At 66.0% G+C, this 22,911-nt stretch carries 21 protein-coding genes; 8 read left to right on the top strand and 13 right to left on the bottom strand.

Annotated features, from left to right (window positions below):
• Positions 1 to 24 precede the first annotated feature (24 nt).
• The 4 genes from Q9316_RS01920 to Q9316_RS01905 are packed head-to-tail and all read left to right on the top strand — an operon-like array spanning position 25 to position 4,310.
• Positions 25 to 1,233: an acetyl-CoA C-acetyltransferase gene (locus Q9316_RS01920; RefSeq protein WP_306033581.1), complete on the top strand. Its 1,209-nt coding sequence runs from the start codon at positions 25 to 27 to the stop codon at positions 1,231 to 1,233.
• A gap of 2 nt (positions 1,234 to 1,235) precedes the next feature.
• Positions 1,236 to 1,634 carry a hypothetical protein gene (locus Q9316_RS01915; RefSeq protein ID WP_306033580.1) on the top strand — a complete coding sequence of 133 codons (399 nt, stop codon included), beginning with the start codon at positions 1,236 to 1,238 and terminating at the stop codon, positions 1,632 to 1,634.
• Positions 1,635 to 1,647: 13 nt separating this feature from the next.
• Positions 1,648 to 3,858, top strand: a complete 2,211-nt coding sequence (locus tag Q9316_RS01910; RefSeq protein WP_306033579.1) for an FAD-dependent oxidoreductase — start codon at positions 1,648 to 1,650, stop codon at positions 3,856 to 3,858.
• 17 nt (positions 3,859 to 3,875) lie between these two features.
• Positions 3,876 to 4,310, top strand: a complete 435-nt coding sequence (locus tag Q9316_RS01905; RefSeq protein ID WP_306033578.1) for an SAM-dependent methyltransferase — start codon at positions 3,876 to 3,878, stop codon at positions 4,308 to 4,310.
• Between the two features lie 97 nt (positions 4,311 to 4,407).
• Here Q9316_RS01905 and Q9316_RS01900 read toward each other — a convergent pair whose 3' ends face one another.
• Positions 4,408 to 4,836, bottom strand: a complete 429-nt coding sequence (locus tag Q9316_RS01900; protein WP_306033577.1) for a VOC family protein — start codon at positions 4,834 to 4,836, stop codon at positions 4,408 to 4,410.
• A 162-nt stretch (positions 4,837 to 4,998) separates the two neighbouring features.
• Between Q9316_RS01900 and Q9316_RS01895 the strand changes: the two genes are divergently transcribed.
• On the top strand, positions 4,999 to 5,175 hold the full coding sequence (locus Q9316_RS01895) for a hypothetical protein (protein ID WP_306033576.1): 177 nt from the start codon (positions 4,999 to 5,001) through the stop codon (positions 5,173 to 5,175).
• Positions 5,176 to 5,247: 72 nt separating this feature from the next.
• On the opposite strand, the gene Q9316_RS01890 is transcribed toward Q9316_RS01895, so the two are convergent.
• The 4 genes from Q9316_RS01890 to Q9316_RS01875 form a co-directional block, all read right to left on the bottom strand.
• Positions 5,248 to 6,303, bottom strand: a complete 1,056-nt coding sequence (locus Q9316_RS01890; RefSeq protein ID WP_306033575.1) for a sensor histidine kinase — start codon at positions 6,301 to 6,303, stop codon at positions 5,248 to 5,250.
• Position 6,304: 1 nt separating this feature from the next.
• Positions 6,305 to 6,751, bottom strand: a complete 447-nt coding sequence (locus tag Q9316_RS01885) for a response regulator (RefSeq protein ID WP_306033574.1) — start codon at positions 6,749 to 6,751, stop codon at positions 6,305 to 6,307.
• Positions 6,748 to 8,244: a sensor histidine kinase gene (locus Q9316_RS01880; protein ID WP_306033573.1), complete on the bottom strand. Its 1,497-nt coding sequence runs from the start codon at positions 8,242 to 8,244 to the stop codon at positions 6,748 to 6,750. Before Q9316_RS01880 ends, Q9316_RS01885 begins: the two co-directional genes overlap by 4 nt.
• Positions 8,245 to 8,359: 115 nt before the next feature.
• A complete protein-coding gene (locus Q9316_RS01875) occupies positions 8,360 to 9,241 on the bottom strand; it encodes a DMT family transporter (protein WP_306033572.1) in 882 nt (293 codons plus the stop codon).
• Positions 9,242 to 9,429: 188 nt separating this feature from the next.
• Here Q9316_RS01875 and Q9316_RS01870 point away from each other — a divergent pair, with 188 nt between their 5' ends.
• Positions 9,430 to 10,335, top strand: a complete 906-nt coding sequence (locus tag Q9316_RS01870) for a DMT family transporter (protein ID WP_306033571.1) — start codon at positions 9,430 to 9,432, stop codon at positions 10,333 to 10,335.
• 93 nt (positions 10,336 to 10,428) lie between these two features.
• On the top strand, positions 10,429 to 11,091 hold the full coding sequence (locus Q9316_RS01865; protein WP_306033570.1) for a S24 family peptidase: 663 nt from the start codon (positions 10,429 to 10,431) through the stop codon (positions 11,089 to 11,091).
• 17 nt (positions 11,092 to 11,108) lie between these two features.
• On the opposite strand, the gene Q9316_RS01860 is transcribed toward Q9316_RS01865, so the two are convergent.
• Complete coding sequence (locus tag Q9316_RS01860; protein ID WP_306033569.1) at positions 11,109 to 11,990, bottom strand: transporter substrate-binding domain-containing protein; 882 nt, start codon at positions 11,988 to 11,990, stop codon at positions 11,109 to 11,111.
• Between the two features lie 58 nt (positions 11,991 to 12,048).
• Between Q9316_RS01860 and Q9316_RS01855 the strand changes: the two genes are divergently transcribed.
• Positions 12,049 to 13,995: a glycosyltransferase family 2 protein gene (locus tag Q9316_RS01855; RefSeq protein ID WP_306033568.1), complete on the top strand. Its 1,947-nt coding sequence runs from the start codon at positions 12,049 to 12,051 to the stop codon at positions 13,993 to 13,995.
• 27 nt (positions 13,996 to 14,022) lie between these two features.
• Here Q9316_RS01855 and Q9316_RS01850 read toward each other — a convergent pair whose 3' ends face one another.
• The 7 genes from Q9316_RS01850 to Q9316_RS01820 form a co-directional block, all read right to left on the bottom strand.
• A complete protein-coding gene (locus tag Q9316_RS01850; RefSeq protein ID WP_371878023.1) occupies positions 14,023 to 16,038 on the bottom strand; it encodes a beta-galactosidase in 2,016 nt (671 codons plus the stop codon).
• A gap of 81 nt (positions 16,039 to 16,119) precedes the next feature.
• The gene (locus Q9316_RS01845) at positions 16,120 to 19,149 is read right to left on the bottom strand and encodes an aminotransferase class III-fold pyridoxal phosphate-dependent enzyme (protein ID WP_306033567.1); all 3,030 of its coding nucleotides are present in this window, start codon (positions 19,147 to 19,149) and stop codon (positions 16,120 to 16,122) included.
• Positions 19,150 to 19,160: 11 nt separating this feature from the next.
• Entirely contained in the window at positions 19,161 to 19,802 is a 642-nt protein-coding gene (locus tag Q9316_RS01840; RefSeq protein ID WP_371878022.1) for an SDR family oxidoreductase, read from the bottom strand.
• Between the two features lie 10 nt (positions 19,803 to 19,812).
• The gene (locus tag Q9316_RS01835) at positions 19,813 to 21,468 is read right to left on the bottom strand and encodes an amino acid ABC transporter permease (protein WP_306033565.1); all 1,656 of its coding nucleotides are present in this window, start codon (positions 21,466 to 21,468) and stop codon (positions 19,813 to 19,815) included.
• Positions 21,469 to 21,534: 66 nt separating this feature from the next.
• The gene (locus tag Q9316_RS01830) at positions 21,535 to 22,281 is read right to left on the bottom strand and encodes a transporter substrate-binding domain-containing protein (protein WP_306033564.1); all 747 of its coding nucleotides are present in this window, start codon (positions 22,279 to 22,281) and stop codon (positions 21,535 to 21,537) included.
• A gap of 280 nt (positions 22,282 to 22,561) precedes the next feature.
• Complete coding sequence (locus Q9316_RS01825) at positions 22,562 to 22,684, bottom strand: hypothetical protein (protein ID WP_306033563.1); 123 nt, start codon at positions 22,682 to 22,684, stop codon at positions 22,562 to 22,564.
• On the bottom strand, positions 22,681 to 22,878 hold the full coding sequence (locus tag Q9316_RS01820; protein WP_306033562.1) for a hypothetical protein: 198 nt from the start codon (positions 22,876 to 22,878) through the stop codon (positions 22,681 to 22,683). Before Q9316_RS01820 ends, Q9316_RS01825 begins: the two co-directional genes overlap by 4 nt.
• Between the last annotated feature and the right edge of the window lie 33 nt (positions 22,879 to 22,911).

Genomic DNA, 22,911 nt, shown 5'->3' with positions numbered 1-22,911 from the left:
ACGCGCCGCCAGGGAGAGAAAACAATGACCGACGTCTTCATCTACGATCACGTTCGCACCCCGCGCGGGCGCGGTAAGAAGGACGGCTCGCTGCACGAAGTGCCGTCCGTGCGCCTTGCCGCCAAGGTGCTGGAGGCGGTGCGCGACCGCAACGGACTGGATACGGCCAAGGTCGACGACATCGTCATGGGCTGCGTCGATCCTGTCATGGACGCCGGCTCGGTGATCCCCAAGGCCGCCGCCTTCGAGGCCGGCTATTCGACCAAGGCCCCCGGCGTGCAGCTTTCCCGCTTCTGCGCCTCTGGCCTTGACGCCGTGAACCTCGGCGCGGCGAAGATCGCCCAGGGCGCCGACGACATCGTCATCGCGGGCGGCGTCGAATCCATGTCGCGCGTCGGCCTTGGCATGTCGGGCGGCGCTTGGTTCATGGACCCCTCGGTCAACTTCCCGGCCTATTTCATGCCGCAGGGCGTCTCGGCCGACCTCATCGCCACGAAGTACGGCTTTAGCCGCGACGACGTCGACGCCTATGCCGTCGAGAGCCAGAAGCGCGCCGCCCATGCGTGGGCAAACGGCTACTTCAAGAATTCCGTCGTGCCGGTGAAGGACATCAACGGCCTTGTCATCCTCGACCGTGACGAGCATATGCGTCCCGGCACCGACATGCAGGCGCTGGCCCAGCTCCAGCCTTCCTTCCAGCTGCCCGGCGAGATGGGCGGCTTCGAGGCCGTCGCCATCCAGGCGCATCCGGAAATCGAAGGCATCAACTACGTGCACCATGCCGGCAATTCCTCCGGCATCGTCGATGGCGCGGCCGCCGTGCTGCTCGGCTCCAAGGAAGGCGGTAACATCCTCGGCAAGAAGCCGCGCGGTCGCATCAAGGCCTTCGCCAATATCGGCTCCGACCCGGCGCTGATGCTGACCGGCCCGGTTGACGTCACGGAAAAGCTGCTCGCCCGCACCGGCATGGCGCTCTCCGACATCGACCTCTTCGAGTTGAACGAGGCTTTCGCCGCCGTGGTGCTGCGCCACATGCAGGCCTTCAACATCCCGCACGACAAGATGAACGTCAACGGCGGCGCCATCGCCATGGGCCACCCGCTCGGCGCGACCGGCGCGATGATCCTCGGCACCGTGCTCGATGAGCTGGAACGCCGCGATCTCAACACCGCCCTCGTCACGCTCTGCATCGGCGCGGGCATGGGCACGGCGACGATCATCGAACGGGTGTAACCATGACCAACCCGACACGCCGCAGCTTCCTCGCCTTCGTCGGGACCGGCCTTGTCGCCTCGTCCGCCGAGGCGGGCGACAGCATCGTGCTGTCGGGCACCGTCACCAATGTGGCGAGCGGCCCCGTGCCTGTCGGCCGGCTGATGATCCGGCTGGAGGAACAGGGCATCATGGATGTCGCCGCCGAGCGCATCGCCGAAACCACGGTCGTCAGCAAGGGCAACCGGCATTCCATCCGCTTTTCGATGCGGGTGAAGCGTTCGGCGCTGCGCAAGGCGATCGACCCGGGCTTCACCATTCGCCTCGAGCGCGATGGTCGCCTCATTGCCACCAACACGACGAAACAGGGATATAGCGGCCGAGGCAAGGTCTCGCTGCAGATCGAACCCATTCTCTACTGAGGGGGAGAAAACCATGAGCGCATACAAGAACTTCACCATCGAGACCGACGCCGACGGCATTGCGCTGGTCACCTGGGACATGCCTGAAAAGTCGATGAATGTCTTCACCGTCGAGGTGATGGACGAACTCGACAAGATCATCGACCAGGTCGTCGCCGACGCCGCCGTCAAGGGCGTTGTCATCACCTCCGGCAAGTCCTCCTTCTCGGGCGGCGCCGATCTTTCCATGATCAAGGCGAGCTTCGATCTCCTGAAGGACGCGCAGGCGACCGACCCGGCCACCGCCGTGCAAAAACTCTTCGAAGCCACCGGCCGCATGACCTGGCTGTTCCGCAAGCTGGAGACCTGCGGCAAGCCGTGGGTTTCCGCCATCAACGGCACCTGCATGGGCGGCGCCTTCGAGATGTCGCTTGCCTGCCACGGCCGCGTCGCCTCGAATGCCAAGTCGGTCAAGATCGCGCTGCCTGAAGTCAAGGTCGGCATCTTCCCCGGCGCCGGCGGCACCCAGCGCGTGCCGCGCCTTGCCAATGCGCAGGACGCCCTCCAGATGATGACCACCGGCTCCTCGCTGACGGCCGCGCGCGCCAAGGCGATGAACCTCGTCCATCAGGTCGTCGAGCCCGACCAGCTGGTCCCGGCCGCCAAGCAGATGATCAAGGACGGCCTCAAGCCCGTCCAGCCGTGGGACGAGAAGGGCTTCAAGGCCCCCGGCGGCGGCATCTGGACGCCCGCCTCCGCCCAGCTATGGCCCGCCGCACCGGCGATCCTGCGCCGCGAGACCGCCGGCAACTATCCGGGCGCGCTCGCCATCCTCAAATGCGTCTATGAAGGCCTGCAGGTGCCCTTCGAGACGGGCCTGAAGATCGAGCAGCGCTACTTCACGCACATCCTCCAGACGACCGAAGCCTTCTCGATGATCCGGTCGCTGTTCATCTCCATGCAGGAACTCGGCAAGGGTGCGCGCCGCCCGGCCGGCGTGCCGAAGTCGAAGATCAGGAAGGTCGCCGTCGTCGGCGCCGGCTTCATGGGCGCCTCCATCGCCTATGTCACCGCCGCCGCCGGCATTCCGGTCGTCCTCATCGACCGCGACCAGGAGGCTGCCGACAAGGGCAAGGCGCACTCCGAGGGTCTCGTCACCGGCGCCATCGGCAAGGGCCGCATGGCAAAGGAGGACGGCGAAAAGCTGCTTTCCCTCATCACCCCGACGCCCGACTACGCCGCGCTCGCCGATGCCGACCTCGTCATCGAGGCCGTCTTCGAGGACCGCAACGTCAAGAAGGAAGTCACGGAGAAGATCGAGGCCGTGCTGCGCGAGGACGCGATCTTCGCCTCCAACACCTCGACCCTCCCGATCACCGGCCTTGCGAAGAACTCCAAGCGCCCGAACCAGTTCATCGGCATCCACTTCTTCTCGCCGGTCGACAAGATGATGCTGGTGGAAGTCATCCTCGGCAAGGAAACGGGCGACAAGGCGCTCGCCACCGCGCTCGACTATGTCGCGGCCATCAAGAAGACGCCGATCGTCGTCAACGACACGCGCGGCTTCTACGTCAACCGCTGCGTCTTCCGCTACATGGCCGAAGCCTATGACATGCTGATCGAAGGCGTGCCGGCGGCGATGATCGAGAATGCCGCCAAGATGGCCGGCATGCCGGTCGGGCCGCTCTCGCTCAACGACGAGGTCGCCGTCGATCTTTCCTACAAGATCTTCAAGGCCTCCATCGCGGATCTAGGGCCCCAGTCCGTCGACCCGCGCCACATGGAACTGGTCACGAAGCTGGTGGAAGGCGAAGGCCGCCTCGGCCGCAAGGCTGGCAAGGGCTTCTACGACTACCCGCCGAAGCCGGCCAAGAAGAAGCTGTGGCCGGGCCTGAAGGACCTCTATCCGCAGCAGAAGCCCGACGATGTCGACATCAAGGTGATCAAGGAGCGCCTGCTCGTCACCATCGCGCTGGAAGCGGCCCGCACCATGGAAGAAGGCATCGTCACCGATCCGCGCGAGGCCGATGTCGGCTCCATCCTCGGCTTCGGTTTCGCGCCCTATACCGGCGGCACGCTGTCCTACATCGACGGCATGGGCGTGAAGAATTTCGTCGCGCTCTGCGAAAAGCTCGCCGCCAAATATGGCAGCCACTTCCAGCCGACGCCGCTCTTGAAGGACATGGCCGCCAAGGGCGAGACCTTCTACGGCCGCTTCGCGCCGGAGGCGAAGAAGGCGGCCTGAGCCGCCTTCCTGTCGCCATGGCGCGCGACCTCTCGCCCCGGCTGCTCGAGATCGTCGAGGCGCTGCCCCTCAAGCCGGGGCAGCGCATCCTCGAAATCGGCTGCGGCCCAGGCGCCATGGCCCGCGAGATCGCCCGCCGCATCGGTGACGGCCATGTGCTGGCCATCGACCGGTCCGACACCGCGATCCGGCAGGCCATTGCCGGATCCGCCGCCGAAATCGCCGCCGGCCGCCTCGCCTTCCGCTGCACCGCAGCCGAGGATTTCACGCTCGAGCCCGGCGAGGCACCTTATGACCTTGCCGTCGCCATCCGCGTCGGCGCGCTCGATGGCCGCCACCCCGAGGCCGGGCGCAAGGCGCGCGCCTGCATCGCCGGCGCGCTCGTGCCCGGCGGCCTGCTTTTCATCGATGGCGGCGATCCGCTGAGAATCGTTCCGCTGGACGACGCCTAGAGCGTATCAGGTTCAGATTGAACCAGACACGCTCTAAATTCTTTTGTTTTCGTTTGTCTTTTCGGGAAAACCGGTTCCCACTTTTCCCTGACAAACTCTAGAAGGTGATCTTCACCGACGGCGCGCTGCGCTCAGCCGCACCGTGATGGACCGCCTCGATATTGTTGCCGTCGGGATCGAGCAGGAAGGCCGCGAAATAGCCGGGATGATAGGGTCGTTCGCCCGGCCCGCCATTGTCCTTGCCGCCGGCGGCAAGTCCCGCCGCGTGAAACGCCTCGACCATGCCATGGTCGGCCGCCTGGAAGGCGAGGTGATGCCGCCCGGTCAGCTTGCCCAGGGCCGCCTCGCTGTCGATGCTCGAGACGAACAATTCGTCCACCCAGAAATAATTCTCCCCGGTGCCGCCGATGGGGATCTTCAGCGCGTCGAAGATCGCCTCGTAGAACCGGCGGCTTGCCGAAAGATCGCGCACGACGAGCTGGATATGGTCGATGAGACGGCCGCGATGGAGTTCCTGCGTTTCCATGTCTGAGGCTCCCATAATGTGAAAGCCTCTAGCTAGGTCACCCGCGCCGATCGTCAACGCCGGCCCCTGTTTCCCCGGGAACAGCGGTGGACGGGGCAATGTGAGACTTTCTGATCACCGGACGAGAGAGGCTCGTCCCCACCAAGTGATCAGGAGAGACCCATGCGCAAGTTCATCATTTCCGCCGCCATCGCCGCCGTCGCCGCCATTTCCTTCGCCGCCCCCTCGCAGGCCGGCTACTACAGCTACGGCTACAAGCCGCACTGCTTCATCAAGAAGGTGAAGTCCTACGACTACTACGGCAATGTCGTGATCAAGAAGATCAAGGTCTGCAAGTAAGCCACCCCGACTGACCTCCCCGAAGACCCGGATGTCCCTGCATCCGGGTCCTTTGCCGTTCCGAAGGAAATGTCACGCCGGCCGCGAGGCCTCCGCCATGCGCACCAGCAGCTCCGCGCGCGTGCCGATGGCACGGGCGGCATAGTCGAGCTTCGTGCCGAGGCTTGAGGCCATGGCGCCGATGATCTTCGAGCCCAGGCCGGTGCCGCGCACGGGGCCTTCGCCCCGCCAGCCGATGCCATCGTCCTCGACGAAGAGAAGGGCATTGTCCGCGTCGAGCCGGGTGAAGCTGACGCGCACCTCGCCGCCCGCCTCGCCATAGGCGTATTTGAAGGCGTTGGTGACGAGTTCCGTCACGATGACGCCGAGCGAGACGGCCCGGTCGGTCGGCACATGCAGCGGCTCCAGCGTGCGGTTGAGGCGCACGTTGCGGCCGTGCCCCTTCATCGAGGTGTCGAGTTCGGACAGGAGCGTGGAGAGATAGGCGCCCATGTCGACATGGCGCACGTCTTCCGAGGTGTAGAGCCGGCGGTGGATGCCGGCGATGGCGGTGATGCGCGCCTGCGTTTCGGACAGGGCCTCCTTGACCGCGTCGTCGGTGGCGCTCGACATCTGCAGGCGGATGAGCGCGGCGGCGAGCGCCAGCGAATTGCCGACGCGGTGGTTCACCTCGGCCAGCAGGATTTCCGCACGCTCCTTGGCGAGCCGGATTTCGAGCTCCGCCCTGAGCTTGGCCCTCTTCAGCGCGGCATTTTCCAGCGCCTGGCCAAGGGCATTGGCAAGCAGCGGCATGAAATCGTCACCGACCGACTTGATGACATAGTCGGCCGCCCCCGCCTTCAGCGCCTCGACGGCGACCTGCGCGTCGTTCGAGCCCGTCACATAGACCACCGGCACGGCGCCGGGCGCATCGACGAGTTCCCTGAGCAGGGAAAGCCCCGTTCCCGACTGCAGGAAATGATCGAGCACGACGGCATCGAAGCCGCCCTCGGCGATGCGCTCGCGGCCCTGCTCCACGTCCTCGGCATGCAGCACCTCGTAGCCGAGACGGCCGAGCGCGCGCTGGGCGAGCCGCGCGAGGATCGGATCGTCGTCGATATAGAGGATACGGACAGGGCCTTCCTTCATTTTATTGCGTCTCGGGAATCTGGATCACGGAAAAGAACAGGCCAAGCTGGCGGATCGCATGGGCGAAGCTTTCATATTCGACAGGCTTGGTGATGTAGACGTTGGCGCCGAGATCGTAGCAGCGCTGGATTTCCCGCTCGTCGTCCGTCGTCGTGAGGATGACGACCGGCAGGCGCTTGGTGTGGGAGTTGGACTTGATCTTCTGCAGGATGTCGATGCCCGACATGTCCGGCAGGTTGAGATCGAGCAGGATCAGCAGGAACCGGCCGGCGCTCGCCAGGCCCGAACGATCCTTGCCGAGCACGAAATCGAGCGCGTCGGTGCCGTTGGTGAAGGGCACGACCTCGTTGTGCACGCCGGCGCGGCGGATGTTCTTCTCGATGAGGCGCGCATGGCCCTCGTCGTCCTCGATCATGACGATGGTGACTTCCTTGCCCAGTCCGTTCATGCCTGCATACTCCTTACTACCTTGCTGAGGTCGGGCGGCAGACGAAGCACGAAGGTCGTCCCCTGCCCGAATTCGGATCTGACGACGATATCACCGCCGAGATTGCGCATCAGTGAACGCACATGCGCCAGACCGATGCCTTCGCCGGGCTTGTCCTGCGTTCCCGAGCGGCGGAAGAGTTCGAAGACCCGTTCATGGTCTTCCGGCGCGATACCGCGGCCGTTGTCGGTGAATTCGATGACGAAGCCGGCCCGGCCGCTGTTGCGGGCGGTGACGGAAACCCGCAGCGGCCGGTCGGGCGCCTGGTACTTGATCGCATTGTCGAAGAGGTTGCCGAACACCTGCTCCAGCGACAGCCGGTCGGAAATGACGGTCGGCAGGGTGTCGCCGATGGTGATCACGCCATCCGATTCGGCGACCTGGTGGCCGACCGCGGCCGCGCCGGCCTCGACCAGCGCCTTGATGTCCACGCGCTCGATCTTGAGTTCCCGCCGCCCGTCGCGCGAGATCTTCAGGATCGCGTTGATGAGGCCGTCCATCTTCTTCGTCGAAGAGCGGATGAAGCCGATCGCTTCCGGCAGGTCCTCGGACGCGGCTCGGCGGGCTTCCAGGATGTCGTCGGGGCTGGGCGCCTTGCCGTCGGCCAGCACATAGGCCTGGATGGCGGCGAGCGAGGCTTGCAGCTCGCTGGTGAAGCCCATGATGTTGACGAGCGGGGCGCGCAGATCGTGCGTCACGATATAGGCGAAACGCTGGACCTCCTGATTGGCGCGGATCAGCTCTTCCGTCCGCTCGTCCACGCGCTTCTCCAGTGTGGCGTTCAGCGTCTCGACCTCGCGGCGCGCGGCGAGGATGTCGCGGGTATATTGCGCGACGACCATGGCCGCGCCACCGAGCACGCCGATGATGGCAATCGCACCGATCACCGTCGTCCATTGCAGGGCGCCAGCGGACCATACCGTATCGGTAACGCCCTCCTGCAGGCGATTGTCGGCATTGCCCATGATGTCGCCGAGCTGGGTGCGCAACTGGTCCATGATCACGCGGCCACGGTCGGTCTTGACCTGTGCCACCGCCTCGGCCTGCCGGCCCTCCTCGACGGCTTCGACCGTTTCGGCGAGCTCCTGCAGCTTGTCCTTCACCAGCCGCTCGATCTCGGGCATGCGGGCTGCGTAGTTCGGGAAGCGCGCGGCCTTCTCGCTGAGGAGCTGCTGTTTTTCGGCCACGGCCGCAAGCGCCGCGTCATAAGGCGCGCGGAACGCCTCGTCGCCGGTGATGACGAAACCGCGCTGGCCCGTTTCCAGGTCCTTCAGCGTGGACAGGAGGTCGGATGCCGCACTGCGGACTTCCCGCACTTCGATATAGCCGGTGAAATAACCCTCGACCTTGTGGACGAGCCAGAGCGACGTGCCGACGATGCCGAGCAGCGCGATCATTCCGCCGATCAATAGCATAACGGTCGAGCGCACGAATGCGGCGTTCGATATCGGCATTCAGCCCCCCGGTTAAAGCTGCCTTACGGACGGCGACAATATCGTCATGGAACCAGCACGCAACTGACGAACGTCAAAAAACGGGGATTCTTTTGGTTGCTTCGCAACTTAACCCTCATGTCCGCACGCGCAGGCGCCGGTCGAACCGCTCGCGGGCGATGATGATCATGCCGGCGGAAAAGATCAGCGCAGCGCCGACGAAGACATTCGAACCGGGCACGTCGCTCCAGATGAGATAGCCGAGCGCGAAGGCCCAGACGAGCGAGGTATATTCGAACGGGGCGAGGACCGATACGGGCGCGCGGCGCATGCCCTCGAACATCGCGAACTGACCGATGCCCGCTATCACACCCGTTCCCGCCATCAGCGCGAGATCGACGAGCGAGATCGGCTGCCAGACGAAGGGCATGGCGAGCGCCGTGAAGAACACGAAGAATCCGCTGGAAATGGTCATCTGCACCTGCGTGCGCTCATGCAGCGCCGTCTTGCGCAGGAGGACCGTCGCGATGGCCCAGAAGACGGCGGCCTGCAGGGCGAGATAGACGGGCAGCGACAGCGTGAGCCCTTTCGCCGCGATGCCGCAGGCGACGACCACGCCGATGAAGCCGACGACGACGGCAAGCCACCGGTAGCCCGGCACCTGCTCGCCGAGGATCGGCACGGAAAGGATCGTCATGACGACCGGCGAGGCATAGTAGAGCGTCGTCAGCTCCGCGAGGCCGAGATCACGCGCGGCGTTGTAGTAGCTGAGCCAGGCGGCAAGCAGCAAAAGGTTGCGCAGGAAGAGCGGCTTCAGCACCGGCGACCGGTGCGAGGCCCGCAGGAGCGGACGCCCGCCGACGACGAGACAGAGCGAAAAGATCGTCACGCTGCGCACGAAGAGGATCTGCCAGACCGGCAGGGCCACAACGAGCCATTTGACCGACGCATCCTGCAACGAAAACAGGAAATAGGCGAAGGACGTCAGCAGAATGCCGGAAGTGACGGTCTTGTGCACGGAAGGAACCTCGACGCGCGGAACAGGGCCGCGCCCTGCCTTGATAGCGCGCCCCGCGTTTTCGCGAAAGTGGCTGAAAATCACGGTGTGAAGGAAATTTTTCCTGCGCGTGCCCATCCGCCGCGAAATGTCCGCCCGCGGGCAAGTTTGGGCGTGCAAGCAGGGCGGGACGGGTATATGCGCGGACCATGGATTCCAAACGACTCGGCTACGCCTTCACCCTGCTCGCGATCGTGATCTTTAGCCTGCAGGACGCCATTTCGAAACATCTCGGCAGCGCCTATCCGCCTGTCTTCATCGCCATGCTGCGCTTCTGGGCGTTCGGCGCCTTCGCGATGGTGCTGGGCGCGCGCAGCCCGGGCGGCCTGAGGGCGGCGGCGGCGGCGAAGCGGCCGTTCCTCCAGATCCTGCGCGGCGTGCTGCTCGCGTTCCAGATCGTCGTCGTCATCACCGCGTTCAGCACGGTGGGCCTTGCCCATTCCCAGGCGATCCTGTCCTCCGGGCCGATCTTCGTGGCGCTTCTCTCCATGCCACTTCTCGGCGAGCGGGTCGGCTGGCGGCGATGGACGGCGATCGGCGTCGGCCTCTGCGGCGTGCTGATCGTCCTCAACCCGGCCGGCAGTTCCTTCGACGCGAGCGTCCTCCTGCCGCTCGCCGGCGCACTGATGTTCGCGATCTACGTCATCGTGACGCGCCTCGTCAGCCGTGACGATCCGGCCTCGACCAGCTTCTTCTATATCGGCGTCGCCGGGGCGGCGGCGATCTCGCTCGTCGGCCCGTTCTTCTGGACCAATCTCACCCCCGGCGACTGGCTCTGGATGGGCCTGCTCTGCATTACCGGCATGTCGAGCCACTATTTCCTGATCCGCGCCTATGACCTGCTCGACGCGGCGGCGGTGCAGCCGCTGACCTATCTCCAGGTCGTGCTGGCGGCGATCATCGGCGTCAGCGTCTTCGGCGAGACGCTGAACCTCAACACCATCGTCGGCTCGGCGATCGTCGTCGGCGCCGGCATCTTCACCATCTGGCGCGAAAGCGTCGTGGCGCGCCGGCGAGCGCGGGAGAATGCCGGCCGGAACGATACAGGAATATAATCCTTTTTTCTTTACTCGGAAATCGTCCTTCGATATGCTTCCGGTCAATCGGACCGGCAAGAGCCGTCCGCCGCCTTGGCAGGGTTTCGCAGCATGTTTTCCCACGACCGGATCTGGGCGGCGATCGACGCCCTCGCCGAGCGCTACCGCCTCTCGCCGTCCGGCCTTGCCCGCCGCGCCGGGCTCGATCCCACGTCCTTCAACAAGTCGAAACGGCAGGCTGCCGACGGCCGCCAGCGCTGGCCCTCGACGGAATCGATCGCCAAGGTGCTCGACGCGACGGGCGCCTCCATCGACGAATTCTTCACGCTGGCCGACCCGGCGCGCGATGCCGCGCTGCCGCAGGGCGCCTTTCCACCGCAGGCCGGCACCATTCCCCTGCTCGGCTTCGCCCAGGCCGGCGCCGGGGGCTTCTTCGATGATGGCGGCTTTCCGGCGGGCCAGGGCTGGGACGTGGTCGAATTCCCCGCCTCGCCGGACCGCAAGGCCGGCGTCTATGCGCTGGAAGTGCAGGGCGACAGCATGCTGCCGCTCTACCGCGACGGCGATGTGCTGATCGTGGAACCCGGCGCACAGGTGCGCCGCGGCGACAGGGTCGTCGTCAAGACGCGGGAAGGCGAGGTCATGGCCAAGGTGCTGCACCGCCAGAGCCCGCGTACGATCGAGCTCGTCTCGCTCAACCCCGAACACCCGAACCGCAACTTCGATATCGACGAAATCGACTGGATCGCCCGCATCATCTGGGCGAGCCAGTAAGTAACCACTTACCTATATCAGCCGCCGTACAGATTGACGGGGAAGTAGCGCAGGTAGATTTCCTGCAGGCGGCCGCTGCGCGAAAGCGCCAGAAGCGCGTGGTCGATGGCGCCGGCAATGGCCTCGTCCTGCTTGCGCACCATGATCGTCAATCCCTCGCCGAGGAACCGCTCGGAAACGTAGGGGCCGTCGAACAGGCGGCAGCAGCCGGCCGATTCCGTGCCGTTCGTCCAGAAGGCGAGCTGCATGCCGTCGCCGAAAGCGGCATCCACCTTGCCATCCTTCAGTGCCGCGAGCAGGGCCGCCCGATCCGGGAGAGCCTCGGCTGTCACCCGCGGGAAAAAGGCCTTCAGCATAGCCTCGTGTGCGCTTGCCGCCACGACACCCACCCGCTTGCCATCGAGCGCCGCCGCCGTCTCGCCGGCCGGCGCCGCCTTCTTCGTGACGGCAAAGCGCGCCGGCAGCCGCATGAAGGGGCGCGAGAAGGCAAAACGCATGCGCAACTCCGCCGTGACGGCGACGCCAGCGGCGATCGCCTCGCCATTGCCGTCGACCAGCGCCTTTTCCAGCTCCGGGAAGGTCACGGCCTGGATCTGGCACTTTTCCGTCAAGGCCAGTTCCCGGCAGATCTCGCGCACGAGATCGACGTGGAAGCCGGCAAGCTTGCCGGTCTGGTCGATGAAATTGAACGGCGGGAAATCCACGGTCGTCAGGAAGCGCAGCCGCACGATGCCGGAAAGGTCCGGCCGGGCGATGCGCTCTCGGGTATCGAAGAGGATCGGCAGATCGACCGGCGCCCGCTCCTGCGCGGCGGCGGATAGCGGATTTACCGTCGCCATCAGCAGGCAAAGCGCAAAAATCCCATGGGATTTAAGGGATGAAATTCTGTTCTTCCACATTACAATCAACTTGGGGTTTAAATGGGGCGCAGCCGTTTACACGGCGGCGATGGGCTGCATGCGACTGGCAGAATATCCCGACGACATCGCTTTCGCCACCGCAATCGGCATTGCGCCGGCGCGGCAGGCGCCGCCCTCGGAAGACCGGCATGTGCCGGCGCCTCTCATGGCGGAAGCCCAGCTCTTCCGCCGGCTCGGCCTCTCGAAAACGCTCATCTCCACAATGCTGGTGCGCGCCGGCCAGCACGGCACGACGCTGGAAGCGGAACTCATCGCAAGCGGCATGGTTGCGCCGGACATCTACTACGAAGCGCTTGCGGAAATTCTCGGCTTGCCCTTCCTGCGCAAGCTGGATCCGAACGAGGTGGAGGATCTTCCTGGCGCCGACAGCCAACTCGTAGAGCCGACCGTCGTCCGGCTGCGCCAGCGTACCCGCGCACCGATCACGGCCATCGTCCCCAGCGCGGCCCGGCTGGACTATCTGCAGGAACGGCTGCGCTTCTCTCCGTCGCTGCGCACAATGATGGTCTCGACCACGCCCGTCGCCGTGCGTGCGGCGGTCTGGCAGGCGGGCAGCGGGCGCCGGCTTCGCGAGACCGTCGACCGGCTGTTCAGCGCCACGCCCGAAGCCAGCGCCCGCATCACCCTGTGGGGGCGGCAGGGTTTCTATATCGGCATGGCCCTCACGCTTCTCGTCATGCTGCTGGCCATACAGCCGATCGCCGTGCTGCTGCTGCTTCACATCGTGCTCGGGCTGTTCTTCTTCGCCACCGTCATCATCCGCGTGATGGCGTTGCTGGCCAAATGGCGGGAGAAATTCCGCACGCGGCCCGCGCCCCTCCTCGGCCGGCGGCCGGTCTATTCCGTCTTCGTCGCTCTCTACCGGGAGGCGGCGGTCGTGCCGCAGCTCGTCGCTACGCTGAACCGGCTGCAATGGCCGGCGGCCTGCCTCGACATCAAGCTGATCTGCGAGGCCGACGACCGGGAGACGCTCGACGCATTGGCCGCAGCCGCCCTCGGCCCGCAATTCGAGATCGTCACGGTGCCGCCCGGCCGGCCGCGCACCAAGCCGAGGGCCCTGACCTATGCGCTCGGCGCGGCACGGGGCGAATTCCTGGTGATCTACGATGCGGAAGACCGGATCGACCCGATGCAGCTCGAGGAAGCGTGGCGGACCTTTGCGGCCGGGCCGGCGCATATCGCCTGCCTCCAGGCTCCGCTCATCATCACCAATGCGCGGGAAAGCTGGATCAGCGCGCTCTTCGCGGTCGAATATGCCGGCCTCTTCCGGGTGCTGCTGCCGCGGCTGGCCGCCGCCCGCATGCCGATGCCGCTCGGCGGCACGTCCAACCATTTCCGCACGCGCGTGCTGCAGGACGTGGGCGGGTGGGATCCGTTCAACGTCACCGAGGATGCCGACCTCGGCCTCAGGCTCTACCGGCTCGGCTACCGCTGCGGGGTGATCAGCCGGCCGACCTACGAGGAGGCGCCGACCGAAATCCGCGCCTGGCTCGGCCAGCGCACGCGTTGGTTCAAGGGATGGCTGCAGACCTGGCTGGTGCTGATGCGCCGGCCCTCGCAACTCGTCAGGGAAATGGGGCTCGGGCCGAGCCTGGTCTTCCAGGTGCTGGTCGGCGGGCTCATCCTCTCCTCGCTCGCCCATCCGCTCATTCTCGCCTATCTCGGCGTCATCGTCTGGCGCCTCGTCGCGCTGGAGAACGCGACCGTCGGGCTGCTCGATCTCACCCTGTTCACGCTCGATGCCCTCAACATTGCCGGAAGCTACGCGGTCTTCATCGCGCTCGGGCGCATCGGCATGACGCGGGAGGAGCGGCGGACGGTCGGATCGCGCTGGGCGCTGACGCCCGTCTACTGGCTGCTGATCTCGCAGGCCGCCTGGCGCGCCGTGCGCGAATTGCGCTCCAATCCGTTCTTCTGGAACAAGACGGCCCATCGCCCGGCGAAGACGCAGGAAGGCCCCGCAGCGGCGCCCGGCACCGGATGAGAGCTCCGGCGCCCGACTCGGGTTTCGTCAATCTTCCGTCCAGATCGCCACATCGACCGGACCAAGCGCGCGGCTGCCGACGAGGAACGCGGCACTCGTAGCGGCCGGCACGGTCGCCGGGATGCTGGCGTAGTTGAAGGCGAAGTGCAGCCGGCCGCGGCGGGCGAGGCGCAGGTCGCCGAGATCGGGAAGGCTGGCGACGCCGGCCCAGCCGAGCGTATCGCCCACCAGCATCGAGAGGAACTCACCGCGCGGCAGCGTGCCGACATAACGCGCCTTGTCGTTGCCGATCACCGCCGGGGAACCGGTGCGGTGCTCGCCCTCGAAGGTCGCCAGAACCGTTTCGCTGGTGCGGATGAGCTCGCGCCAGCCGGTGACGGCGTGGCTCGCATTGCCGTAGAGCGCGGGCTCGCTGTGGAATTCCGGCAGCGATTCGACGCGCGTCACGCGGAAATCCAGGAGCGCGGCAAGCGGGCCGGGCGGCAGGTCGGCAGGAATGTGCATGTCGCGCGTCTTGCTGCCGCTGCGCGGGCCGAACAGCGCCTTTGCCCCGGAGGCCTTCAGCCGGGCGATGAAATCCGCATCGGGGATGACGAGATCGGGCGCCAGCACCAGCTTGTAGCCCGAAAGGTCGGAATGCTGGCCGATGAAATCCACGTCCACGCCGAGGCGGGCGACCGCCGCGTACCAGTCGAGCGCGATGGCGGATGCCGCATAGCCGCGGCCCTGCGGCAGGGCGCGGGTGGCGAAACGGGATTCATAATCGAGCAGGATGGCGACCGAGGCCTTTTGCCTGACCTCGCCGGCAGGAAGGCGCGCTATTTCCTCGGCCACCTGCGCGACTTCCAGATAGCCCTGGTCCACCTCGCTGTTCGGCAGCAGCAGGCCGGCATGGAACTGCTCTTGCGCGAAGGGCGCCTGGCGCCAGCGGAAGTAGGAGACCATGTCGACGCCGTGCGCATAGGCCAGCCACGTCCACAGGCGCACCATGCCGTCGGCGGGCGACTGGTTGTGCGCGGCCCAGTTGACCGGCCCCGGCTGCTGCTCCATCACCCAGACCCGGCCGCGGCCGACGGCGCGGTAGAGGTCGTGGTTGAAGGCCGTCTGGTCCGGGTCGCCGACGCGCAGGTAGCGCGCCTTCTCCTCGGAGCTGAGCCGCCCGTTGATGAGGCCGCCCATCGGGTAGACGTCCCAGGAAGCGATATCGATGTCCTCGCCGACCTTGTAGTGATCGAAGTCGGTGTTCTGCGACATGAAATTGTGCGTGACCGGACGGCCCGGCGAATGCCGGCGGATGAGATCGACCTGCGCCCTGTTGAAGCTCCTCACCTGGTCGGAGGAGAAGCGGAAATAATCGACGAGATGGGTCGGAGTCGGCTCTTCCACGAGGTTGTTGGGCAGGTCCACCTCGTCGAAGCTGTTGTAGTGCATGCTCCAGAACTGCGTGCCCCAGGCGCGGTTCATCTCGTCGATGGTGCCGTAGCGCGCGGCGAGCCATGCGCGGAAGGCGAGCTTCGCCTCGTCGGAATAGCTGTGGATCGTATCGTGGTCGCCGTATTCGTTGTCGGTCTGCCAGGCATGCACGAAGGGGTTTTCGCCGTAGCGGCGCGCCATGGCCTCGGTGATGCGGGCGGCCTCGATGCGGTAGCGGCGGCTGGAGAAGCAATAGTGCCGGCGCGCGCCGAACTTGCGCACGGTGCCCTTCGCATCGACCGGCAGGATATCGGGATAGCGGTCGACCAGCCATTTCGGCGGCGCGGCCGTCGGCGTGCCGAGGATGACCTTGAGGCCGGCGCAGCCGAGCACCTCGATCGCCTCGTCCAGCCATTCCCAATGGAAGACGCCGGATTGCGGCTCGATATGCGACCAGGCGAACTCGCCGATGCGCACCCAGGCAAGGCCGAGCTCGACCATGCGGCGGGCATCCTCGTCCCATTTCTCGCGCGGCCACTGCTCGGGATAATAGCACACGCCAAGCTCCAGCATGCCGGCCTCCTGCCGGCTGGCGTCGAAGCGGTTCTGTCTGGCGAGCGGCTTGTGCACTAGTACTGTCCTTGTCATTCACGGCGCCTTTTGGAGCGCCGCTTTCGTCACGATTGCAAACCCCTTGGGGAGCGGTGTACCTCAGCGCGCGAGCGCGCCGAGGGTTTCGTCGAGGGCGGCGAGGAAGCGGTCGCAGTCATCGGCGCTGAAGGGTGCGGGGGGTTTCACCTTCAGCACATTGTGGTGCGGACCCTCACTGGAGAGCAGGATACGATGCCTGCGTTTCATCTCGGCGATGACGAAATCGAGCTCCGCCGCCGCCGGCTCCAGCGTCTCCCGGTCGCGCACCAGCTCGATGCCGTTGAACAGGCCGTGGCCGCGCACGTCGCCGATGATCGCGTGGCGTTCTGCGAGCGCCCGGGCGCCGTCCATCAGCCGGTCGCCGACCACCCTGCAATGGTGCATCAGCCGCTCGTCCCTGATGACGTCGAGCACGGCAAGGCCGATCTCGGCGGAGACGGGATTGCCGCCGAAGGTGTTGAAATATTCCATGCCGTTGGCGAAGGCGGCGGCAATCGCTTCCGTGGTGACGACGGCTGCCATGGGGTGGCCGTTGCCGATCGGCTTGCCCATGGTGACGATATCAGGGACGACGCCCTGCAGCTCGTGCGCCCACATATGGCTGCCAACGCGGCCGAAGCCGACCTGCACCTCGTCCGCAAGGCAGAGGCCGCCTGCCGCGCGAACATGGGCATAGGCTTCCTTCAGGTAGTTCTCCGGCAAGGTGAGCTGGCCGCCGGTGCCGAGGATACCCTCGCTGAAGAACAGCGCCGGGCGGCGGCCCTCCGCGGCCAGCGCCTCGACCTGCCGGCGCACGTCCTCGGCGTATTTTTTTCCAGCATGGGTATCGCCATAGCGGAAGCGGCCGCGATAGAGATCCGGCATTTCGGCGACGCGCACATGCGGCGGGCAGCCGTCGCCGCCCTTGCCGGCGAACTTGTAAGGGCTGACGTCGATCAGGCTCGACAGGTGCCCGTGATAGGCATGGTCGACCGTGACGATATCGCGGTTGCCGGTATAGGCACGCGCAAGGCGGATGGCGAGGTCATTCGCCTCGCTGCCCGAATTGACGAAGAAGCAGACATTGAGCGGATCGGGAAAGAGCGCGGCGAGGCGGCGGGAATATTCCACCAGCGAATCGTGCAGGTAGCGCGAATTGGTGTTGAGCCGAGCCATCTGCGCCTGCGCCGCCCGGACGACGCGGGGATGGCAATGGCCGACGTGGCAGACATTGTTGACCATGTCGAGCCAGCGGTTGCCCTCTTCATCGATGAGGTGGGCGCCCTCCCCGCCGACGATCTTCAGCGGCGCGGCGGAATAGGCGACGGAGAGCGAGCGGCCGATGCGGCGATGGCGCTCGCGCACCAGGAAATCCTTGTCGCGCGCGACGATGACCGAAGCGGGCGTCGCAAAGCCGAAGACGACGCTCGGGTCCGGACTGACCGCCTGCCAGACCTGCCATTGATCGCGCACGCCGACGCCATGCATGCGGCCTTCCAGCCCGAGATGGTCGGTGACGACCTGGAAATGCAGGTGGGGCGACCAGTTGCCGTTCTCCGCAGCCGTGCCGAAGGCGGCGAAGGCCTCGTCCCTGGCGATGGCCTGCCCCAAAGAGAGCTTCTGGACGCCTTGGCGGGAGAGATGCCCATAGAGCGTCCAGAAGACATCGCCCTCATCGGTGCGATGTTCGAGAAGGACCGTCGGGCCGAAGCCGAAGGCGACGGCATCGTCATGGATGAAGGCGACCTTGCCGGCGAAGGGAGCATGCACCGGCTCGCCGGCGGGCGCAAAGAGATCGATGCCAAGATGCACCGTACGGCGCGCGCCGGTCGGGCCGGTCTCGAAGGCATCGCCCTTGTAGACGGCGCGGTCCTCGCCATAGAGGCCGATGGCGAAATCCGCCCCGGCTTCCATCACGCGCGCTTCGATGAGCCGCTCGGCGCCGTCCGCATCCAGGGATGCCCAGGCGGCCGCATCCGGCCCCGATGCCGTCAGGTCGAGAGAGAGCACCTTTGGTCTGACGAGGCCCGGACGGATAACGGCGGCGAAATCGTGGGCGTTGCGCTCCAGCCAGCGCTCGACGCGGGGCGCATGCGGAATCGGCGCGAAGCCGCAGGCATCACGGATGCGGGCGATGGCAAGGGGGCGATTTTCCCGCTGCAGGCGGCGGAGCTCGCGCCAGACATCCTCCTGACTGACCAGAAGATAGGTGTTGTCGGGATTGTCGCGGATCTGCCGGGCTGCCATACAGATGCTGACGGCATAGCGCGTGCAGACGAGGTCGAAGAGCAGTTCCGCCTCCGCCTCGCCGATCGGGTTGACGGCATGGTAAGCGGCGGCGAGGCGGCCGATCGTTTCGACGGGGTCGGACGTGCCGATCAACGCATAGGCGCCGGCGACCGCGATCTCAACGACACGGAACGTCTCCACCATGTCGCCGAAATCGAGCAGGCCGCTGACATGCCCTTCACTATCGAGCAACACATTGTAGTCGTTGGCATCGTTGTGGATGACCTGCCGCGGGCAGGCCTCCAGCCGCGGCAACACCTCGGTCGCGAAGCGGTCCAGAATGGATGCCACCGCCGCCTGCTTTTCGGCATCGTCGATGAAACGGAGGCTCTCCCGGTGCATGTCCGCCCGGCCGATATCCCAGGCATAGAGACGCTTCGCGCCGGGATGGGCAAAGCCCTCCAGGCTGCGATCGAGCGCGCCGAGCAGCCGGCCGAGCGTGGCGACGCTCCGCGCATCGCGCACGGCCGCGCGCGACCAGACGTCGCCCGGCAGCCAGGTCAGCAGCCGCGCGGTGCGCGGGCCGTGGATGTCGGCATCGGCCGTCCGGGCGCCCGTCCTGTCCGGCAGGGCGCGGGAGAGCGGAAGATGCGGCGCGGCCTCGGCAAGATGATCGAGCACGGCGACCTGCATGGCGAGGTCGTCCGCATCGCCGGGCGCATGCAGCTTCAGGAGATAGCGCGCACCATCCGCCGTCTCGACGCGATAGTTGAGGTCGTGCTCGCCGGGCAGAGGCGTGATCGTGCCGGCAATGCCGTAGCGGTCGAGCAACAGCCGCTCGATCGCCGCGATTTCCTCCTGCCGTTCCATCGTTCCGATCATCGCCGCCGCCCTCACCATGCCACCGTTCGGCCGTCATAGGCGCGGAAGCTTCCGGTCTCGGCCATTGTCGTTGCGTCGATCAACGCCTTCAGGCCCGCCGCGCTTTGCGCCACGTCGATAGTCGCCTGCGCGCCGCCCATGTCGGTGCGCACCCAGCCGGGATGCAGCGAGATGACCGCGATGCCGTCGCGGCGGAAATCCTGCGCGAGCTTGACCGTCGCCATGTTCAGCGCGGCCTTGGAGCAGCGATAGGCGTAGTCGCCGTCCTCGTCGTCTATCGTGCCTTCCGCCAGAGAGCCGGCGCGGCTGCTGATATTGACCAGCACCTTGCGGCGTCCCGCAAGCAGGTTGGGCCGCAGCGCCCGGGCGATGAGCAGCGGGGCCAGCGCGTTGATGCGCATGACCTCGAGGAAGCCGTCCGCTTCGAGCGAGGCGAGGCCGCCGGTATCGCCGCGGATCGCGGCATTGTTGATGACGATGTCGATCGGCCGGCCTTCCAGCCGTTGGCCGAGCGCCGCGATGGAACCCGCATCCGACACGTCGAGCGGCTCGCCCGCGCCCGGCCGCTGGCAGGCGATGACACGCGAGCCGGCGGCCGCATAGAGATCGGCGAGGGCCCGGCCGAGCCCGCGCGCGGCGCCTGTGACGAGCACGGTTCCTGTCTCAGCGGTGTTTGACGTCATATTTCTTCTCGATCAGGCTGATGAGGCTGGCGGCGGCGAGCGTCAGCAGGATGTAGAGGATGGCCGCCGAATTGTAGGGTGCGAACGGCAGGAAGCTCGCCGACTGGAACTCGCGCATGCGCTGGGTGATGTCGCGGATCGACAGGATCGACAGCAGCGAGGTGTCCTTGAGGATGGCGATCAGCTCGTTGCCGAGCGGCGGAATGACGATGCGGAAGGCTTGCGGAAGGATGACGAGCCGCGCCGTCTGCCAGCGGTTGAGCCCGAGGCTGCCCGCCGCCTCGATCTGCCCGGCGGGAATGGCGTTGATGCCGGAGCGGAAGATTTCGGCGAGATAGGCCGAATAGGCGATCGCCATAGCCACGATGCCGCGCACGAGGTTCGGCGGATCAAACACGCCGGCCGTCGCATCCTTGAGGGCGCCGGAGAGCGGCAGGCCGACATAGAGCACGATGACCAGCATGGGGATGCCGCGAATGGTATCGACGATGAATTCCGAGCCCACCGACAGCGGATGGCGGCGATGCAGGAAGCCGCCGAAGGTGAGAAGGCCGACGGCGATGGCGATGACGGCGAAGGTGATGCCGGCCGCGCGGTCGCGATCGTTCAGCGCCTCGACCTGCCAGAGGCGCGGCCAGTTGGCAGGGACGGAAGCGGCCGGCAGCAGCGCGCCGCTGACATCCTCTTTCCGGCCGACGGCCTCGATGGCCTGCTCGGGCGTGACGAAGGTACGCACCGGCGTCTCGTTCGCCGGGCCGCCCTCATACTGGCCGAAGCGCACGGCGCTGATCAGGCCCGAGGGCGTGTTGGTGACGATGCCGACCTTGCCTTCCAGCGTGCCGGCCAGCACGTAGCCGTCGCGCGGCTGCAGCAGGAACCAGGCGGAAAGCGCGGCGAAGACGACCATCATGCCGGCAAAGAACAGCAGGCTCCCGCGCGTATAGCGCAGCTTCAGCAGTCCGACCCAGACAAGGCCGAGAACGGCCGCGAGAATATAGGCGGCGATGGCCGCACGGATGGTCGTGGCAAGCCCGGAAGCGAAGGCGAGATGAGCGAAAAGCACGACGAAGACGAGGCCCGCGCCATTGACGAGGCCGGTGAGCCAGGCGCCCGCCCGGTGGGCAAGGCTTTCGGCGGGAACGGGCGCGCGGCTGCCGATGAAAAGCAGGCCGAGGCCGGCGAGCAACGACACGGCATAGGCCGGCCAGAGCCAGGCCTCGACGCCGCGCACCATGAGATCGGCCGCCTCCGTCAGCTGGCGCGGCGTGACGCCCTTGACGACGAGGTCGGACTTGAACGGATCGACGCCGTTCGCCACCACGGAAGCGCTGAAGGGATGAACCAGATCACCGGCGACGAGAATGGCCGTGGCAAGCAGGCCGGCAAGACCGGCGGCGAGGGTCATGCGCGGCCGCGCCGGCTTTGCCCGCGACAGGACGAGAACGGCAAGGCCGGCGGAAAAGGCGACGACAAGCAGCAGGAAACCCGGCACGAAGGCGCCCGAACCCTGCTCGATGCCGAGGATGGCGCGCAGCGAGCGCTGATAGTCGCCCGAGGAGGCGAACAGGTAGACGATGAAAGGCAGCGCGGCGAGGATCACCAGATTGCTGGGCCTCACGCTTCTGACGAACGACATTCCGGCCTCCGGCGGGATGGAAAAGGGCCGGAAGCGCCGTATGGGGCGCTTCCGGCAAGGGCCTGTTTACTTGAGGCCCCAGTATTTGGCGACGAGCTGGTCGAGCGTGCCGTCGTCCTTGATCGCCTTCAGGCCTTCGTTGAAGGCGGCGACGTTCTCGTCGCCCTTGCGGAAGACGAGGCCGAGCGGATCGGATTCGAGGTCCTTGATGGAAGCGACGAGTTCGCCGGCGAATTCGCGCTCATAGGCGGCGGCGTTGGCGCCGTTGATCACCACGCCGTCGACATCCTTGTTCTTCAGCGCGATGATGGCGGCGCTGAAACTGTCATAGGCGGCGACGTTTTCCTTGCCGACCACGCCTTCGGCGACCTGCGCGTCCGTCGTGTTGGCCTGGGCGGAGAGCTTGCGGCCCTCGGCCTTGAATTTTTCGAGCGTGATGCCCTGGTCCTCGGCGCGCGTCAGCACGGCCTGGCTGTTGACGATGTAGGGATCGGAAAAATCCATCGCCTTCTTGCGTTCCTCGGTGATCGAGACGCCGGAGGCCACGAGATCGAAATTGCCCTGGTCGAGCGCGACGAAGATACCGTCCCAGCCGGTCGTCACGAATTCGGCCTGGCAGTTGATCTTGGCGCAGATGGCATTGACCACATCGACGTCGAAGCCGACGATCTGGCCGGACGCCGGGTCGATGCTTTCCATCGGCGGCGAGGTCGTGTCGGACCCGACCTTCAGGAGCTTGCCGCCAAGATCGGCGGCATGGACGCCGCCGGCCGCAAGGACGGCAAACGCGAATGTTGCAACGAATTTCCTCATCTCTTCCTCCTCAACGATCGCCGCCGCCACTTTCGACGAACGCACGACAAATCCCACGGACGGGGCCCCTCCTCCATCCTGAGAGCAACGGTAACAAGGAATATAAACGTTTTCAAGAAGAAATATAAACGTTTTTATTTTGGGTTTCAGTCCCTGCCCGGACGGTCGGTTTTCGGCTGGGCTGCCGACGTTTCAACTCGGGCGCAGCGGGGATTGCGCACCGAAGGACGCACGAACTATCTGGAGCGCACTCGGCGCAAGACGTCGTCCAGCACCTGCGTCAGGGCGTCGAGACCACGGTTGCCGCGGAATTCGGCGAACATCCCGGCCCCTCGCGGGCCAGAATGCCGGTGAGGGCCGCCTCGGTGATCGAGCCGGTGCCGATGAAGCGAGCAAACCTCAATCCTCCGAAGAGTTGCGGAAGCCGGCCGGCAGAACAAAGTCCATTTCGGGCGATGCAGGCTCGGGCGCCGCTTCCGACCGAGATTTCGGCATCATCGCATGGGCGGCGAGCACGGAATGGATTGCGACAGGGCGATAGTCGCGGACGAGATCCGGCCGTTGCCGGTTCCCTGCCTTGTCAGTCTCGTCTTCCATGGCTCTCCTCCCGGCAGGCCGTTATTCCGTCCC

The organism is Shinella zoogloeoides, assembly GCF_030733845.1.
Classification (GTDB): Bacteria; Pseudomonadota; Alphaproteobacteria; order Rhizobiales; family Rhizobiaceae; genus Shinella; species Shinella zoogloeoides_C.
This window is presented reverse-complemented; position numbering and strand designations above follow the sequence as displayed.